Origin of the sequence: Agrobacterium vitis (assembly GCF_013337045.2) — a bacterium.
GTDB classification, from domain to species: domain Bacteria; phylum Pseudomonadota; class Alphaproteobacteria; order Rhizobiales; family Rhizobiaceae; genus Allorhizobium; species Allorhizobium vitis_B.
In genome coordinates this window covers 2116152-2133352 of the sequence record NZ_CP118259.1, presented here as the reverse complement: position 1 = coordinate 2133352, position 17201 = coordinate 2116152, and the positions used below count along the sequence as shown (strand labels likewise).

Annotated in this window: 13 protein-coding genes; 4 read left to right on the top strand and 9 right to left on the bottom strand. The window is 54.3% G+C overall.

The window, feature by feature from the left end:
- Positions 1–8 precede the first annotated feature (8 nt).
- Both G6L01_RS10355 and G6L01_RS10350 read left to right on the top strand, forming a co-directional pair.
- A complete protein-coding gene (locus tag G6L01_RS10355; RefSeq protein WP_070164554.1) occupies positions 9–581 on the top strand; it encodes a hypothetical protein in 573 nt (190 codons plus the stop codon).
- Positions 582–907: 326 nt separating this feature from the next.
- Entirely contained in the window at positions 908–2851 is a 1944-nt protein-coding gene (locus G6L01_RS10350) for a HAMP domain-containing methyl-accepting chemotaxis protein (protein ID WP_174089239.1), read from the top strand.
- A gap of 319 nt (positions 2852–3170) precedes the next feature.
- Here G6L01_RS10350 and G6L01_RS10345 read toward each other — a convergent pair whose 3' ends face one another.
- The 3 genes from G6L01_RS10345 to G6L01_RS10335 form a co-directional block, all read right to left on the bottom strand.
- A complete protein-coding gene (locus G6L01_RS10345; RefSeq protein WP_070164552.1) occupies positions 3171–4334 on the bottom strand; it encodes an acyltransferase family protein in 1164 nt (387 codons plus the stop codon).
- Positions 4335–4676: 342 nt separating this feature from the next.
- A complete protein-coding gene (locus G6L01_RS10340) occupies positions 4677–5081 on the bottom strand; it encodes a helix-turn-helix domain-containing protein (protein WP_081344035.1) in 405 nt (134 codons plus the stop codon).
- A 316-nt stretch (positions 5082–5397) separates the two neighbouring features.
- Positions 5398–6141: a helix-turn-helix transcriptional regulator gene (locus tag G6L01_RS10335; RefSeq protein WP_081344034.1), complete on the bottom strand. Its 744-nt coding sequence runs from the start codon at positions 6139–6141 to the stop codon at positions 5398–5400.
- A gap of 322 nt (positions 6142–6463) precedes the next feature.
- Here G6L01_RS10335 and hisC point away from each other — a divergent pair, with 322 nt between their 5' ends.
- Entirely contained in the window at positions 6464–7516 is a 1053-nt protein-coding gene (gene hisC, locus G6L01_RS10330) for a histidinol-phosphate transaminase (RefSeq protein ID WP_070164548.1), read from the top strand.
- An 8-nt stretch (positions 7517–7524) separates the two neighbouring features.
- On the opposite strand, the gene G6L01_RS10325 is transcribed toward hisC, so the two are convergent.
- From G6L01_RS10325 to G6L01_RS10300, 6 genes are all read right to left on the bottom strand, one after another.
- On the bottom strand, positions 7525–8418 hold the full coding sequence (locus G6L01_RS10325; RefSeq protein WP_070164547.1) for a protein phosphatase 2C domain-containing protein: 894 nt from the start codon (positions 8416–8418) through the stop codon (positions 7525–7527).
- 156 nt (positions 8419–8574) lie between these two features.
- A complete protein-coding gene (locus G6L01_RS10320) occupies positions 8575–10302 on the bottom strand; it encodes a methyl-accepting chemotaxis protein (RefSeq protein ID WP_081344033.1) in 1728 nt (575 codons plus the stop codon).
- A gap of 137 nt (positions 10303–10439) precedes the next feature.
- Complete coding sequence (locus G6L01_RS10315; RefSeq protein WP_070164546.1) at positions 10440–11498, bottom strand: ABC transporter ATP-binding protein; 1059 nt, start codon at positions 11496–11498, stop codon at positions 10440–10442.
- The gene (locus G6L01_RS10310; protein WP_174089238.1) at positions 11416–12345 is read right to left on the bottom strand and encodes an ABC transporter permease subunit; all 930 of its coding nucleotides are present in this window, start codon (positions 12343–12345) and stop codon (positions 11416–11418) included. Before G6L01_RS10310 ends, G6L01_RS10315 begins: the two co-directional genes overlap by 83 nt.
- Positions 12342–13334, bottom strand: coding sequence for an ABC transporter permease (locus tag G6L01_RS10305; RefSeq protein ID WP_139190207.1), 993 nt, complete (start codon positions 13332–13334; stop codon positions 12342–12344). Before G6L01_RS10305 ends, G6L01_RS10310 begins: the two co-directional genes overlap by 4 nt.
- A gap of 87 nt (positions 13335–13421) precedes the next feature.
- Entirely contained in the window at positions 13422–14480 is a 1059-nt protein-coding gene (locus G6L01_RS10300) for an ABC transporter substrate-binding protein (protein WP_070164567.1), read from the bottom strand.
- 912 nt (positions 14481–15392) lie between these two features.
- Here G6L01_RS10300 and G6L01_RS10295 point away from each other — a divergent pair.
- Complete coding sequence (locus G6L01_RS10295; protein WP_070164544.1) at positions 15393–16964, top strand: amino acid permease; 1572 nt, start codon at positions 15393–15395, stop codon at positions 16962–16964.
- Positions 16965–17201: the final 237 nt, after the last annotated feature.

Below are 17201 nucleotides of genomic sequence, written 5' to 3'. Positions count from 1 at the left end.
AAACCGCGATGACGCTGCTTGCCACGTATCTTCCAGACTACAGCTTCAGGGAAGTACATTCCTGTACCATTGCGGCATCGACCGATACCGTGATTAGCGCTGCGGCTGACTATACACCGGAGGCTGATCCGATATTTCGAACGATGATCGGACTTCGCGAAGTCCCAATGCGGCTGGCCGGTTTCCTGAAGGGGACGCAGGCCCAATTGCCGCAATCCTTCGGTATGCACAATTTTGAGTTGCTTGAGAGGCGCGATGGCTCCGAACTGGCCTATGGTTTGGTTGGCCGGTTCTGGCGGTTTGATTTTGGTCTCGTTCCCATCGTGGATGGAAGTGCGTTTCTTCGTTTTGATGCGCCGGGCGTAGCAAAGCTCGCTTTGGGTTTCTCGGCTGAACGGCAAGAGAATGGTACGACTCGCCTTGTCACGGAAACCCGTATTTTCTGCCCTGATCGCGCGACTTGGCTGAAATTTGCACCATATTGGTATTTGATCTACCCCGCGAGCGCCCTTATCAGACGCCGCGTTTTGGCGGCAATTAAGAAAAGCAGCGAAGCACCGTTTCAAAGCGCAAACTTGTAATCACCTAACCTCGGTCAAATGCCCCTGTGGCCGAGAGGGGTAAATTTAATTGTGCTTATCCTTTTTACAATTTGAAATTGCTAATGTACTTCCAAACATATAAATAAATAAAATCGTGAGGCAACTAAATTATTGATAAAACACAATATATTGGTTTCCGAAAACAACGTCGATATTTAATATTTTTTTAGTTATGGCACATTACAAATAACGCAATCCTGCATTAGTGCCTATGACAGGCAAAATCTTCCGGTTGAACCTCTCTATTTGATCCTGCCGGGATCGGGATATTCTCACCAATTAAAAGTCCGGAGGAGCATTTTGCCATGGCGTTTTTATCGAATCTAGGAATTTCAACCAAAATTATGACGATCATAATATCGATATGTCTGCTTGGCATTAGCGGTATTTCTCATATGTCATTGCAGTATAAAAATTCGGACAACTTATATTCCGAATTCATTTCCGAGGATAATCTCGCCGCTAACGAGATGTCGCGCTCGACCACTTCACTGATGTCGATGGCCTATGCCGTCTATCAGGCCGCAGCCCAAGAGACGAATTCTCCAGAATCTCAGAAAATTGCCAAGGCCTACAAGGGTAGCCAGCAGACGCTCATGGCCCGCTTTGAGAAGGCGAAATCGCTGACGCCTGAAAACACGCAGATCATCAATCAATTCACGTCTCGCGCCAATGATGTTATTGCCGTGATGGACAAGGCACTTGAAGCCGCCCTTGTCGGAAATGATGAACAAAGCAAGGCGATCATGACCACGGCCAATCCAATGATTGACGCCTGGCGCGTAGAACTTCGCACCTGGAACGATGCCAATATTCTAAAGATTATCAAGGATAGCGACGGCCTTTCGGATCAAACAAACAGCACGATCATCACGGCTCTCGTCAGTTTGGGAATATTGTTTCTTCTCGGCATTTTTGCATCGCTCTATGTTGCTCTTCCTGGCATCACATGGCCGATCCGTCAGCTTTGCGCTCGGATGACAACATTGGCGGACGGAGACGTTACGGAAGCTGTCAGCGGCATCGGTCGCCAGGATGAAGTCGGGCAGATGGCGCGGGCCGTAGCGGTTTTCCGTGACAATGCCATCGAGGCCAATCGACTGACCCAGGAAACGGAGGCCAACCGGAATTTGGCCGAAAACGAACGTCTGGAGCGCGAAGCTCAAAAGGCGAGGGATGCCGCAGACATTCAGTTTGCCGTCGATAATCTGGCAACCGGGCTTTCGCATCTGGCTGAGGGCAATGTGTCCTTCCGCATCGCTCAGCCGTTCATCGACAGTCTTGATGCCGTGCGTTCAAATTTCAACACTGCGGTGGAAAAGCTGGAACAGGCGCTGTCGGGCGTAACGCAGAATGCGCGTGCCATTGACGCGGGTGCCAACGAAATCAAAGCGGCTGCCAACGACCTTGCCAAGCGGACGGAGCAACAGGCAGCCTCTGTGGAGGAAACCGCTGCGGCACTGGAAGAGATCACCACAACGGTCAAGGACAGCACGCGCCGCGCCCAGGAAGCCGGTGTACTGGTGTCGAAAACCAAGAGCGGAGCGGAGCAATCCGGTCAAGTGGTCCGCCGCGCTGTCGTCGCCATGGAGCAGATCGAAAAGTCGTCCTCCGAGATTTCCAATATCATCACCGTGATTGACGAAATCGCCTTCCAGACCAACCTGCTGGCGCTCAACGCGGGCGTTGAGGCTGCAAGGGCTGGCGAAGCCGGCAAGGGCTTTGCCGTCGTCGCACAGGAAGTGCGCGAACTTGCCCAGCGCTCGGCCAATGCCGCCAAGGACATCAAGGCGCTGATCAATACCTCCAACGCACAGGTCCAATCCGGTGTGGAGCTTGTTGGAGAAACGGGCAGGGCGTTGGAGACCATCGTTTCGGAAGTGCAGGAAATCAACCGGCATGTCAGCGCGATAGTTGAGGCTGCTCAGGAACAATCTACTAGCTTGCAGCAAATCAATACAGCCGTAAACCAGATGGATCAGGACACCCAGAAAAATGCAGCCATGGTGGAAGAATCCACCGCCGCCAGCCACAGTTTGGCTCGGGAAGTGGCCTCTATGAACCAGCTTCTGTCGCAATTCCAGCTGTCCGGTGGCTCGCAGCCGAATGCGGTCCGTCCGGCTCGCTCGACAGACATGCCCGCGACCTCGCCGGTGCGTGCACTTGGCCGCAAAATTGCCAGCGCCTTTTCAAGCAAGGGGGGCGCTGCTCAGGCAGCAACGGCCAATGCATCCTGGGAAGAGTTCTGATTGTGCTACATTGATAAAGGTATGCAAACAACCACAGCGTAAAACTTGACATGCTCCACCGATACCAAGGGTCTTTGAAAATGGCCCTTGGTATTTCTTTGGGAATATATCAAGCGTCTGATGTATTTGATATATTTTCATTTTCTTCAAGTCGATGATGCGTCAGCATCTTCGAGACTTGGTATAAGGCTTGTTGGATAACGAGAATCCGCATGATGTAGAGGTGCAATTATTGCGTGTCGCCATCAAGGGATTGAGTTTGAAAGGCGGCACGACACCGCATACCCTCAGACCTATAATCGACAAGGGATACGAACACTTATTTCATCACCGCCTCGGCGTGTGGCAGTGCTTCGCTGGTGTTACCCTTCTGGGCTGTGAAGCTAAACTTCTTCCTCAGGCGCAGAATCGGCTTTTCGATGAAATGCCAGGAGCCCATGGCAATTACGGTTGCGATGGGAAGGGATATGGCAAAGTGCAGCCAGGGTAAGGTCAGTTTAGGAAACAGGCTGACGAGAGCCTGCTGAAAGGGATATCCATAGAGATAGATCCCGTAGGAATAGTCTCCCCGATGGTAAAGCGGAATGGGTGGAATGTGCAGCATTCCGACATAGACGGTGAGATAGACCAGCATCGGCGCAAAAATCGTGCAGAGCGTGCTGCCGCTGACGTCAGGAAGCGCGAAAGAGGCGGCAATCGGAACGATGCAGGACATAACCGCCAGCGTCCAATGTTTCGGAATGAAGCGGCGGAACAGGAAGAGCACCGACCCCAGCATGAAGTTGACATAGAGCATCAGGCCGCGCAGGCCGATGAAGTGGTTAAGCAGGGTGTAGCCGGAGCTTTCAGGCGGAAAGAGCCCGCCCATGCTCGACGGACTGATGTTTTCGACCTTCAGGGCGATGATGATCACGGCGACACCTGCCGTCGCCACCAGCGCTGCTCGCGGGCGCTTCAGAAATCCAAAAATGATCAGCGCTGACATGATGGCATAGCAACCGATCTCATAGGGAACGGTCCAGAGCGAGCCGTTAACGGTAGCTGGAAAGGGATTGTGCTCGAACACGCCCGGTAGGACATAATGGATAACGCCAAATATATTGGCGAAATAGGCCCAGAATTCATAGGACTGAAAATAGGTCGGCAAGCTGCTCGTGGTAAACAGCGGACCGAGGATCAGGGCCGCAAACACAATGTCGACCGCAAGCGCCGGCACGATCCTGATGCCTCGATTGAGCAGGAAGTCCTTCAGGCGAAGGCGGATGGCGCTGCCGGTAATTAGAAAACCACTGAGCGCAAAAAACATCGGCAGGATAGCAGCCTGCAGGACCGTGATTCCGGGCTGCGAAAATTGGTATTTTTCACCTTCGGCAATCAGGAATGAATGGTCGAGTAAAACCATGATTGCCAGGAAAATTCTGAGAAAATCAAATCCCGGACCGATGCCTCGATGTTCATTCAAGACAGAACCAATCGACTTCATCTAAAATACCTCGATTATAATAGACTAGAATTAGTTATATTATAAAACTGATATGAACTAATTCGTAGTTTGCTCAGTTGATTTCCTTATTCAGGAAAATACTGTTCAAATTTAGATCGATATATTTTGGTTGAAATTTTTGATACTACACTTTTGTCGGAGAGAGGCCTGCTTCACCCAGGAAATGGACCAGGACATGGGCGATGCTCAGGCCAAGGCACTGCCATCACAATGCGGGCCCGTGGTCATAGGTGATTGGGGTTATGGAGAGCTGAGGCCCGGTATTCTACCGGCTTAAGGAGCTTGGAGGTGTGCGGGCTTTGATGCTGTGCCGGACGAGCTCTAACGGGCAGATGCAATCTGCTCGATAATGGAAATAATGATTTTGCGCGTATTGGGGTTTTTGATGCTGGCGAAGCATGTGTTGAGTTCAAGCGCGTCTGAACGTGATGTCGCTTTAACCAGATCTGTCAACTCGCCTGAGGTATCCACGGGCGCTGCAACGGCATTATCGGCGATGTAGGAAAAATCGGGGTCCATTCCCAAGAGAGTGGCGGCAGCGGCAAGTCTGCTGGCGCTCATGCCGTTGATGCCTTTTTCATATTTATGCAGCTGTTGGAATGTCACGCCCAGTTCTCTTGCAACGTCGGATTGGCTCATCCCCTTATTCTTTCGGGCGCTTTTCAAGCGTTCACCCGCCAGGATGTTATAATCATGCACGTCAGGAGTTTTTTTGAGTAATGTCATTGGCTATCTCAATACACTACAGCGGAAATTAGCTCATGTTTCGTTTTGTGTTTTAGAATATGATAAATGATCAAAAAATGAGAAAATATCGTCATCTATCTGCTCGATCTTAAGACATAATACTGTAAATTATGTTTATTTTTGGAGTTTTATAATCAGTTATCGGGACTTTATTTTTTTAATAGCTTAAGTAAATCTCCTTTTAATCATTGCGTTAGTTATTTGAACGGTAGATTTTGGCTTAATTGTTGAAAATTTTAAATGTTACAAAAAACTTTAAATTCGCGTAGTAGAGGAAAAGCCACCTTGACAGATTTCAGCATATCAATTTTTGCCGGAAGGCTTCTGCAATGGCGTGTGATCTGCTGACGGCGCCGAGTTTCATCATGATATTACCCACATGCTTGCTAACTGCTTTTTCGGAGACCCCGAAAATCACGCTGATTTCCCAATCCGTTTTGCCGTTGGCAATCCAGCCGATGACTTCCCTTTCTCTTGGGGTCAGTCGAGTGGTCTGTTTCTGGTTTGCGCCATATAGTTCCATCGTACGTGCGAAGATCAGGCTTGCGATCAGCGCCATGCCGGTTCTTGCCTGCGGAGAATCATCGATGTCGCTGCCGGCGAATGTGACGCCAGCGCAGCGTCCGTCCAAGGATACGATGGGTAGGGTGAAGCCATTGCTGACGAAAAATTCCTTGGCCTGATCCATCAGCCATTTTTCGTCGCGGCTTATGGGCAATGTTTTGGAAAAATCCGACCAGACGAAGGAGGGTTCCGATCTGACAATGTGTCGTATGGCCGGATCTTGAAATGCCAGGTTGTCGCGAAAATAGAGATGCGACCATTCGTCAGGCCAGTCGGCAAGTAAAATACCCTGCATTTGCTGGTTGGGTAGCATTCCAATTTTAGGTGGAAATCCTAGAACGATATTTTTAACACCGTAACGAGATGTCGCATGCTTTGTTAAATCTATAAGATGTTCGAGTGTATCTGTTTGCTTTATTTTAGATAGAAATGATAGGGTTTCATCAAGATTCGGCGATATCATGTCTACGGTCATGGCCACCCCTATTTTTTAATGGGTTTTTTATTACTTATTTGATATGAATATTATATAAGACATACTATCAAAAAAATTCAAATCACGCGAGAGAGGATCATCGTGACTTGAATTTTTTGCTTACGATTCCAATCGTCATTAAAAATAGTGAATAGTGTTCTCCTTTCGGCTCTCTTGCGGCATTCGAACCGGCGGCAATGCCGAAAGGGGCGTGATGCATGAGCATCTCCTGTGCCTTGGCATCGATCTCCGTGTGAGATATCAAAAATGAAAATTGATTGCTGCCACCCTCTATTCCTCCTCCCATCCGTGGAGAGTTTTCATGAGCCGCTTCTGGAGCCCGATCGTTCGATCGCTGATGCCTTATGTGGCGGGCGAACAACCCGCTATCAGTGATCTGGTCAAGCTGAACACCAATGAAAGCCCTTATGGTCCTTCGCCGCACGCGATTGCCGCGATGCGAGACGCGGTGGATGACACGCTTCGGCTTTACCCAGACCCGACCGGTCTGCCGCTGCGCCATGCGATTGCCAAGAGCCACAATCTCGACCCGGGCGAGGTGTTTGTCGGCAATGGCTCCGATGAGGTCTTGGCGCATACGTTTCAGGCTCTACTGAATCACGATAAGCCGCTGCTGTTTCCGGATGTCAGCTATATTTTTTACCCAACCTATTGCCGGCTCTTTGGCATCTCCTTCCAGGAGGTTCCCTTGGATGATGCCATGCGGGTGCGGATAGAGGATTACCGGCAGCCGTGTGGTGCGATCATCCTGCCCAATCCCAATGCACCGACGGGTATTGCCTTGCCTTTGACGGAGATTGAAACTCTCGTGCGCGACCATCCCGATCAGGTCGTGGTGATTGATGAGGCCTATGTGGATTTCGGTGCGGACAGTGCCATTCCGCTGGTCAAAACCTATCCGAACCTGCTGGTGGTTCAGACCTTTTCGAAATCGCGGGGCCTTGCCGGATTGCGGGTTGGTTTTGCTGTCGGGCAACGGGAATTGATCGAGGCCCTGGAGCGGGTCAAGGACAGTTTCAATTCCTACCCGCTCGACCGGCTGGCGCTCGCTGGTGCCGTTGCCTCCTGGGAGGACCGGGCGTGGTTCGAGCATCACCGTGATCTGGTTGTCGCCAGCCGGGAGCGTCTTTCCCTTGGCCTTCAGGAGTTGGGTTTCGAGGTCCTGCCATCCTCTGCCAATTTTGTCTTTGCGCGACATTCGGACCGGTCCGGTGCCGATCTCGCCTTGGCGCTGCGGCAAAAATCTGTCCTGGTGCGCAATTTTCAAAAGCCTCGGATCGGTGACTTTTTGCGCATCAGCATTGGCACCGATGCCGAATGCGACCGGCTGCTGGGGGCTCTGAGCGAGATATGAGGTAGGAGTTAACGGTCGATCCGGCAGAGGATCGCCGTCGTGTCGTCGCTTTGCTTGAAGCGCGGAAATTGTAGCCCGTCGGGATCGACCTCGCGTTCCAGATGCCGTAATTCGGCGACCAGGGCTTTCAATCCGGCGGTCGCAGCGCGTTTGACCAGGCCGGCAGGATCATAGGCCTGGTAGAGGCTGACGAGATCGGCCAGCCCATCCGAGCAGATCAGCGCCGTGGCGCCCGTCTCGACGGTCAGGGCTGTGCGAACCAGATGATCAGCGGTATCGGGTATGAGTCCCAGAGACCAGACACTGCCGCCGGGTGTGTTTTGCTGTTCGCGTTTGCTGCGTAAATTTTCCAATGTTTCGGTGTCGCTTGTGTGGGCCATGCCGCTTGCACCGATGCCGCCCGCGCGCTCCACATGGGCGCGGGCGGCCTGCTGTTCACGCTCAAATGCATCCGGCAGGGCCATATGGGTTTCCACCCGGCCATTGTCATGCAGAAGGTAAAGCACGCTATCGCCAAGGCCAATGAACTCTGCGCCATCCGGCGTGACCCGCAGGGCGGCCAGGGCCGCCAGCGGCCAGGCATAGCGGGGCTGATTGCCTGCCGCTGCGGTAAAAAGCTCATGGGCGTCGAAAGCGATGGCGCGGATCACCTCGGTGACATTGGTGTCACAGGTCAGTTCCGTGGTCAGTCGTTTTGCCGCAAACTGGGCAATCCAGGCGGCATCGGAACCGTAACCCTCCATGAACTGGACGTCGCCCAGCCCGGTTGCGCCGTCGAGCACGAAAGCGGCGTGCTCATTATATCCCAGTCTGTCCTCGTTGCTACGGTCGCTTTTGCCCGGATCGCTGATTGTGTCGATGATGGCCAGGGCAGGGGTGGTCAAGGCTGGCTTGGCAGACATAGGCACTCTTTCGTTCAGCCGCAGCTTGGAAGATGCGCGAAAATTGGCCTATCGCCTCACGGACCGCAAAATAAAAATGCTGAAAAGGAAACACACCGCCGATGTTTTCGCCAATGTGTTGCTTAAAGGTGGTGGGGTGCCTCAATGGTCATTCGGTCAGGCTGCCGTGCGGTTGCTTTGCCGTCTGTCGCTACCGCGCATCGATGCGGAGCTTCCCGGCTCGCGGATCGCGGATCGCCTGTTCAGTTGGAACCGGTTGGCCAGTTCTGTCAGCTTGGCAGCGCCGCTGGAAAGCGCTTCGCTGATGGCATTCATGCTGCCGACCATGCCAGCGTTCTTTTGCGTCATCTGGTCAAGCGCATTGACCGCGGTGCTGATTTCGCTAAGGCTGGTGGACTGTTCGGATGATGCCGTGGCGATGGCCTCGATATTCACGTCGATGGAGTGCACGAAAGACTCGATCCGCGTCAGCGCACTGCCGGTTTCCCCGACCAGACGGACCCCGTCTTTCACCTCGTTGCTGGATTTGGCAATCAGTTCAGAAATTTCCTTGGCGGCCTTGGCAGAACGCTGGGCCAGTTCGCGCACTTCCTGGGCAACGACAGCAAAACCCTTGCCACTTTCCCCGGCGCGCGCCGCTTCCACGCCAGCATTCAGGGCAAGAAGGTTGGTCTGAAAGGCAATTTCATCGATGACACTGATGATATTGCTGATTTCCTTTGAGGCGCCCTCGATCCTGCTCATGGCGTCCACGGTGAAATTGACGACCTTGACGGATTCGGTCGCGGCCTGGCGGGCGTCGCGAACGAGATTTCGGGTATCCTTGGTGCGAATGCTGGATTCCTTTACCGTCGCGGTGATTTCTTCCAGCGCTGCGGAGGTCTGCTCGAGCGCTGCTGCCTGTTGTTCAGAGCGTTGGGCAAGACTGCCGGACGCTGTCAGCATCTCGCTGCTATTGCTGGAGACGGAGGCGGTTTCAGACAGAACCTGGGCAAGGGTCTCCTGGAACTTGCCGATGGACATATTGAAGTCGTTGCGCAAATGCTCGAATTCCGGCATGAAGGGCTCATCGATCGTCATGCGGATATTGCAGTTCGACAGGCGCTCCAGTCCGGCACCAATGGCGGCAATGGCATTGACGCGACCGGTCACGTCGGTTGCGAATTTCACAACCTTGATGACTTTTCCCTTTTCATCGAGAATGGGATTATAGGTTGCCTGGATATAGACCTTCTTGCCGCCCTTGCCGATGCGCAGGAATTCATCGCTCTGGAATTCGCCAGCACCCAGCTTGCGCCAGAATTCCTTGTAGGCGGGCGACGATACATAGGTTTGATCGCAAAACATCGAATGATGCTTGCCGACGATTTCGCTCAAGTCATAGCCAAGCGTTTTGCAGAAATTCTCGTTGGCGGTCGCGATTTGGCCCGTCGGCGTAAACTCGATGACGGCCTGCGAACGTAAGAGAGCGTCGATTTTGCCGTCGCTATCTATTGCCTTGTTCTTGGCGGATGTGATGTCCGTGGCAATTTTCACAACCTTATAAGGTGTTTTGCCGCGAAAAACCGGGTTATAGGAGGCTTCGATCCAGATTGGGTCACCAGTCTTGGTGAAGCGCTTATACTGGCGCTGATCGAACTGGCCGGAGGCGAGTTTTGCCCAGAAAGCGGCATAGGCTTGGGTTTTCACTTCTTCAGGATCGACAAAGATCCGGTGATGTTTGCCGATAATTTCAGACCTTGCGTAGCCAACCGCTTTGCAGAAATTCTCGTTTGCATCGAGAATATTGCCTTTAAGGTCAAATTCGATGATTGCTTGAGAACGATTGAAAGCCTCTAACAGTGCTTTTGCATCGTTTCCGAAGCTAAGTGACATCAATCCCATAGCGCTGCCTCTTGCTGAAGAAAATACGCTATTTGATCTTTATTTAGAATAAGTTAATATTTAAAAATATACAAAAATTCCAAAAGCTTAGAATTTGTATATCTTTTGCCGCTGCCTGGTGCGGCCTTGATCGGAAATCAATCGGCGACCACTAACAAATCATCCCCAGCAAATTTTAGGGTGACGGTTTCACCAATCGCCGCAGGGCTTACGCCCGGATCGTTGAACATGTCGAAGGACAGCGTGGCGCCGCCGACATCCAGCCGTGTGCGGATGACCGAGCCGAGAAAATGGCTTGAGGTGACTTTGCCGCTGATCCGCACATCACCCTTTGCACCTTCGGCAGGCGATCCCGCTTCCGGGCGCAACGCCACAGTAACGGTTTCGCCATTGGCTTTGCCCAGTGGCTTTTTCAGGCTCACCTGCTGGTCGCCGATCAGGATCGTATTGGTGGATGTATCCGTCACCTTGGCGTCGATCAGGTTGAGCGTGCCGACGAAGGAGGCGACGAAACGGGTCTGGGGATGGTTGTAGATTTCTGAAGGCGTGCCGATCTGGTCGGCGCGCCCGCCGTTCATCACCACGATCCGGTCGGATATCGACAGGGCCTCCTCCTGGTCATGGGTCACGAACACGGTGGTGATGCCAAGCTGGCGCTGGATCTGGCGGATTTCCTCGCGCAGCGACACGCGGATCTTCGCATCCAGCGCCGACAGCGGCTCATCCAGCAGCAAAACCTGCGGCTTTGGGGCCAGCGCCCGGGCCAGCGCCACGCGCTGCTGCTGGCCACCGGACATCTGGTAGGGATAGCGCTCGGCCAGATGATCGAGATGGATCAGCTTCAGCATTTCCATCACCCGGCTGTGAATTTCCGCCTTGGGCTTCTTGGCGATCTTCAGGCCGAAGGCGACGTTGTCGAACACATTCATGTTTGGAAACAGCGCATAGGCCTGGAAGACCATACCGATCCGGCGGCGATTGGGCGGCAGTTTCGTCACGTCCTGCCCATCGATGACAATCGAGCCGGAGGAGGGCGTTTCAAACCCGGCCACCATGCGCAGAACGGTTGTCTTGCCGCAGCCGGACGGCCCCAGGAAGGAGATGAACTCGCCTTTATTCACCGGGAGATCGAATTCCTTGACGACGGTATTGGCAGCGAAACTCTTGCTGACCGCTTCGATCCTGAGGAAACTCATCGGGTTGCACTCCTTGGGGCATGGAAGAGGACAGCGGGGCCTGGCGTGCGATGCGGCGTGGCAACCAGCGCTGTCCGGGTTTTTTATTGGCGAATAATTGCATGAGGACCATGCAGCCCCAGGTCAGCGCAAAGGACAGAATGGCAAGCGCTGCCGGTTCATAGGCGCGGTCCTGGCCGATCTTGACCATATAGGGGCCGAAGGCCGGGCGATTGAGCAGGCTAGCGAAGACGAATTCGCCAAGCGAGATGGAAAAGGTCAAAAACGCGCCCGAGACGATGGCCGCGCGCACATTGGGGAAAATGACCTCGGCAATGGTGCGAAGGCGTGATGCGCCGAGGCTTTCGGCGGCTTCCGTCAGGGTGGTGATGTCGATGGCGGCCATGCCATTATCCACGGCCCGGAACATATAGGGCAAGGACAATGTGACGTAGCCAATCACCAGCAGGATATTGGTGCCGTTTTCCGACATGGTGAGCGGCAGATAGGAACTGGAACCAAACAACCGGATATAACCGAACACCAGCACGACGGGCGGAATGATCAGCGGCAGGAGGCTGACGAACTCGACGATTGGCCGCAGTTTCGGCAGCCGCAGCCTTACCCAATAGGCTGTTGGCACGACGATGACGGCACCGACCACGATCGCCATCAGTGAGGCGAAGGCCGAGTAGCCAAGGGTAGACAGAAACTCGTCGCTGGAAAACACCGAACGGTAAGCGGCAAAGCTCCATTGGCCCCGCAGCATTTGCAGGGAAAACTGGAAGGTCGCATAGAGCGGAACAAGGAAATAGGCGGCAGCGATAAGGACGATGACCGTCGAGACCAGCGGAAAGGGCTTTTTCATTTTTGCCACCGTTCGGCGCGGCTGCGCAGGATAAGATAGAGCGTGTTGGTGACGGCCATGATCGCCACCATGCCAACCGCCAGCGCATAGCCAAGATTGGGATTGTACAGCACATTGCCTTGAATCTGCTGGTAAAGCACGATTGGCACAACGCCGAAGCTGGAGCCGGTCAGGGCATAGACAGTGACCAGCGTGCCGAAGGCATTGGCAAACAGCAGCAGGAAACAGCCGAGAATGGAGGGGGTCAGCACCGGCAGGGCGACCATTTGCCAATATTGGCGGCGGGTGGCACCGAGGATTTCCGCCGCTTCGCGCCATTCGCCCTTCAAGCCGTCGAGAGCGGGGGTGATGATCAGAACCATCAGCGGCAGCTGGAAGTAAAGGTAGGTTATCGCCAGGCCCCAAAAGGAGAACAGGCTGAAGCCCGTGCCATAGAGGTTGAAGCCGAACATGTCACGCAACAGAACCGTGACCAGGCCGAGCCTGCCCAGGGTGGCGATGAAGGCGAAGGCCAGCGGGATACCGGCAAAATTCGAGGCGACACCCGAAAATGTCATGAAGGCCGTGCGCACCCAGCGCGGCAAGCCGCCGAGAATAATGGCATAGCCAACCAGAAGACCGGCGATGGCGCCAAGACAAGCGGCGGCCAGGCTCAGGCGCAGCGACAGGGAATAGGCGGCCATGATATTGGGTGTGGCCAGGCTGATGAAATTCTCCAGCGTGAAATCACCGGCAGGATTCTGGAAAGAGCCTTTGACCAGATACAGGATCGGGCCGATCAGAAACAGAATGGCAAACAGAAAAAACGGCAGCACACCCAGCCAATCCCAGTTTACCCGGCTTTTGGGGCGAGGCGCTGGTTGCTGTCTGGAGTCTTCGACTATGGGTAGGCTGGGCAGGGGGGCGTTGAGCGTCGGTGCACTGGGCCTGGATGAGTTTGGCACGGATGCACTGGCTGGCGAATGAAGCTCGGTCTCCGCAACGGTCATGCCACTTTTTCCCTTCAAATTAGGCACGCAGGCCGGTAAAAACCGGCCTGCGCAAAGGTGGAGTGAAATTTCAGCACTGGCGCTAACTTATTGTGCGCCCATCTGCTTTGCCCAATCGGCGGCAACGACGGCCTTGGCAGCAGACTGTTCGTCCAGCGTCGGGAAGAGCGCCTTGGCATAGCCTGCGGCATCCGGCATCTTGTCGAGCAGGGCCTGCGGAATCTTCTTCTTTTCAGCCAGATCGTTGAAGCGGATCGGATGGCAATAGCCAGCCAGCCAGCCGAGCTGACCTTCGTCGGAATAGAGGTATTCCATCCACAGCTTGGCAGCATTCGGATGCGGTGCGAAGGCCGAAATCGCCTGAACGTAAACGCCGGCGATGACCGAATCCGAGGGAACGACAACGTCCATCGGTGGGTTGCCAGCCAGCTTGTCGCGCATGGCGAGCACGTTATAGTCCCAATCGAACAGGATCGGCGTGGTACCCTGCGCCATGTTCTGGGCCGAACCGTTGACCGGCACGAGATTGCCCTTTTCCTTGAGCGATTTCATGAACTCGATGCCTGCCTTGGCGGCGTCAGCGCCAGCCTTGCCGGACTGCGCGGCGCCAGCGGCATAAACCGTCATCATCGAGCTGTTGCCGGTGCGCGGATCGCCAGGCATGGCAACGGAATTGGCATATTTGGAAGCGGTCAGATCGGCAAAGCTCTTCGGAACGTCCTTGACGATATCCTTGTTCACGCCGATGGCCAGAACGCCGTAATAATCGCCATACCAATAGCCGTCGGCATCCTTGGCCGAAGCCGGGATCGAATCCCAGGTGGAGACCTTGTAAGGCTGAACGAGACCGTCTTTCTTGGCCGCAGGACCGAAGGACAGGCCGACATCGATAACATCGGGAGCCTGTGGGCCGGTATTGCCCTTATTGGCCTTGATCGCTTCGATTTCGTCGCCAGAGCCCGCATTCGGGTTCAGCTCGTTGACCTTGATTTCAGGGTATTTTTTCTTGAAACCGGCGATCACGTCGCCATAGCCGCACCAGTCATGGGGCAGGGCGATGGTGGTGAGCATGCCTTCTTTTTTGGCAGCTGCGATCAATTCGGCGCTTGGCTCGGCGCTCGCATAGGCGGCCGATGCGACGACCATGGCGGTCGAGAGGGAAAGAATGCGGTGCAAACGGATGTTCACGTGTGTCCTCCTTGTGGATCTGCAAATCTTTGATCTGCAAAATTGTCTGCGGTAAGCCGAGCGACTGCATAGGGGGCGCAGATGATAGTTATGTGACGGATAGGGTGGGTGAGCACTGCTATAACGGGCATATCTGCAAGTATTTCTGCAACGGTATTCTTGGGGACAATCTGCGGTGTCGCTGATAGCGCGGATGAACCGGCAGAGCAGGTAAAAGCCATGACCCTGGATTTTGCGCGCGTTGCTGCTGAGATGACAGGTATCTGCAAGCGTCGATTGTTCCCCTCCGGTCTTTGCCGGTTTATTGCGCAAAGATAAGACGACAGAGGGTCATTGAGTCAATCTGCCCCAACCGGAAAAAATGACTTTTCCCGGTTCAGACTAGGGCAGTCTCCGGAAATTGGCGCTTAGTTCTCTGATTTCAAAAAGAAAATAAGCTTTTTGTCTCAAAAAATCAGTTCTGGGGCTTTGCCCGTGCAGGCTGGACCGTGGGGTACGCTTTGTCATCCGTGTCTGGGTGGCCGTGCAAATGGCGGGGATTCACGAGGCATTTTTCCAGCATTACCGGTTGTCACGGCGGTTGCAGGCTGGGGAATGGCGCGAACAGGCATGTGAATTGCATGGGCATTTGGAAAACTGGAGGTTGATTTTTTTCTCGACCGAAATTGATTTTAGACAAGACTGAAAACAGGAGCCTGTATCACAGGATCGTGACGGGTCTTCAAGCCATCCGGCCATGCCGGTCCGGCTCAAGATAACAAGATCCATAGGGAGCAGCGAAGACTGCGTGCGGTTTGTAACGGTAATAACCGGCAAACCGAAAGGCAGAGGCTGCCGAGGTGTTTTACCTTGGCTTAACTGGGGGTCATCATGACCGGTTATAGCGACGTCGATAAGCAGGAAGACCTGCATATCCTCCATTCCATGGGCTATGCGCAGGAGCTGGAGCGGCGCATGAGTTCGTTCTCGAACTTTGCGATTTCCTTCTCGATCATTTGTATTCTGTCCGGCGGCATCAATTCGCTGGCCCAGGCGACATCCGGGGCCGGTGGGGCGGCCATCGGCATCGGCTGGCCGTTGGGCTGCGTCATTTCCGGCGTTTTCGCGCTCGGCATGGCGCAGATCGCCTCGGCCTATCCCACGGCAGGCGGGCTTTACCACTGGGGCTCGATCCTCGGCAACCGGTTCACCGGCTGGGTGACGGCCTGGTTTAACCTGATCGGTCTGGTTACGGTGCTTGGTGCCATCAATGTCGGCACCTGGGGCTTTTTCGCCGGATCGATTGCCGGCTGGTTCGGCATCAATGTCGATACGACGACGGCGGGCGGCTTTGCCAATCAGATCCTGTTCGTGGCAGCGATTACCGCGGTTCAGGCGCTGATCAACCATCTCGGCATCAAGCTTACCGCCAAGCTGACGGATCTCTCGGGCTATCTGATCTTCATCACCGCCATCGCCTTGACGATCGTCTGCCTGATCGGCGTGAAAACCTGGGATTTCTCGCGTATCTGGACCTTTACCAATTATTCCGGCACGCCGGCTGGCGATGCGCCGGTCTGGCCGCAAACCGGCAGTGTCTGGTATATTTTTGCTCTCAGCCTGCTTTTGCCGATCTATACGATCACCGGTTACGATGCCTCTGCCCACACCTCTGAGGAAACCATCAAGGCTTCGGAATCGGTGCCGAAGGGGATTATTTCCTCGGTCTTCTGGGCGTCGCTGTTCGGCTACATCATGTTGCTGGCCTTCCTCCTGGCCATTCCCGATATGAATGAAGCCGCAGCCCAGGGTTGGAACGTGTTCTTCTGGACGCTGAACAGCGTCACCCACCCGGTTGTCGCCAATATCCTGTATCTGGCGATTTTCGTTGCGCAGTTCATCTGCGGTCTGGCGACCGTCACCTCGGTATCACGGATGATCTATGCCTTTTCGCGCGATGGCGGGCTGCCTGCCTCCAAGGCGCTTTCCAGCGTCAGCCCAAGGTTTCGCACTCCGGCGACGGCCATCTGGGTCGGGGCTGTGCTGTCGGTGCTGTTTGTTTGGGGTGCCTCGCTTGTCACCATTGCCGGGGCCTCGGCCTATACGATTGTCGTGTCCTGCACGGTGATTTTCCTGTTCCTGTCCTTCGCCATTCCGATCGTGCTCGGCATGAAGGTGATCGGTACGGCGAAATGGCCGAAAATGGGGCCGTGGAACATGGGAATTGGCGCTTTCAGGTTTGTCGGGCTGCTGGTCATTCTGGCCATGGTGGCTATTTTCATCATCGGCGTGCAGCCGCCCAACCAGTGGGCGCTGTATATCACTGTCGGTTTCCTGGCGCTGACGGCGCTGATCTGGGTTCTGTTCGAGCAGCGTCGCTTCAAGGGGCCGCCGATTGGCGATGAAGTGGCAAAGCGGCAGGCGGAAATTGCCGCTGCGGAAAAGGCTGTCGGCCAAGCCTGAATAGCCTGACCTGATACGAAGAGAGGTCGCCCGGGTCGGCGACCTCAGTTTGACTCAATGGAAGCGTGAGGCTTGTTTCTTTTGAAATTTTAAATTGCTGTGGCGAAGCCAGTGATTTTCCCTTTTTGATTAGTAGTTATTTATATTAGATGCCCTACCATGGCTGGTGTGGGCAAGGAGGAAAGCCCGCATTCGGGAGGTTCAAGTTTTCTGAGGTTTGCACTGTGGTCAGACGCA

Coding starts and splice junctions, on each gene's coding strand:
- G6L01_RS10335 (WP_081344034.1), bottom strand. CDS start 6,141: ATGACCGTAGACATGATATCGCCGAATCTTGATGAAACCCTATCATTT.
- G6L01_RS10300 (WP_070164567.1), bottom strand. CDS start 14,480: ATGGTCGTCGCATCGGCCGCCTATGCGAGCGCCGAGCCAAGCGCCGAA.
- hisC (WP_070164548.1), top strand. CDS start 6,464: ATGAGCCGCTTCTGGAGCCCGATCGTTCGATCGCTGATGCCTTATGTG.
- G6L01_RS10305 (WP_139190207.1), bottom strand. CDS start 13,334: ATGACCGTTGCGGAGACCGAGCTTCATTCGCCAGCCAGTGCATCCGTG.
- G6L01_RS10355 (WP_070164554.1), top strand. CDS start 9: ATGACGCTGCTTGCCACGTATCTTCCAGACTACAGCTTCAGGGAAGTA.
- G6L01_RS10325 (WP_070164547.1), bottom strand. CDS start 8,418: ATGTCTGCCAAGCCAGCCTTGACCACCCCTGCCCTGGCCATCATCGAC.
- G6L01_RS10295 (WP_070164544.1), top strand. CDS start 15,393: ATGACCGGTTATAGCGACGTCGATAAGCAGGAAGACCTGCATATCCTC.
- G6L01_RS10350 (WP_174089239.1), top strand. CDS start 908: ATGGCGTTTTTATCGAATCTAGGAATTTCAACCAAAATTATGACGATC.
- G6L01_RS10315 (WP_070164546.1), bottom strand. CDS start 11,498: ATGAGTTTCCTCAGGATCGAAGCGGTCAGCAAGAGTTTCGCTGCCAAT.
- G6L01_RS10345 (WP_070164552.1), bottom strand. CDS start 4,334: ATGAAGTCGATTGGTTCTGTCTTGAATGAACATCGAGGCATCGGTCCG.
- G6L01_RS10310 (WP_174089238.1), bottom strand. CDS start 12,345: ATGAAAAAGCCCTTTCCGCTGGTCTCGACGGTCATCGTCCTTATCGCT.
- G6L01_RS10340 (WP_081344035.1), bottom strand. CDS start 5,081: ATGACATTACTCAAAAAAACTCCTGACGTGCATGATTATAACATCCTG.
- G6L01_RS10320 (WP_081344033.1), bottom strand. CDS start 10,302: ATGGGATTGATGTCACTTAGCTTCGGAAACGATGCAAAAGCACTGTTA.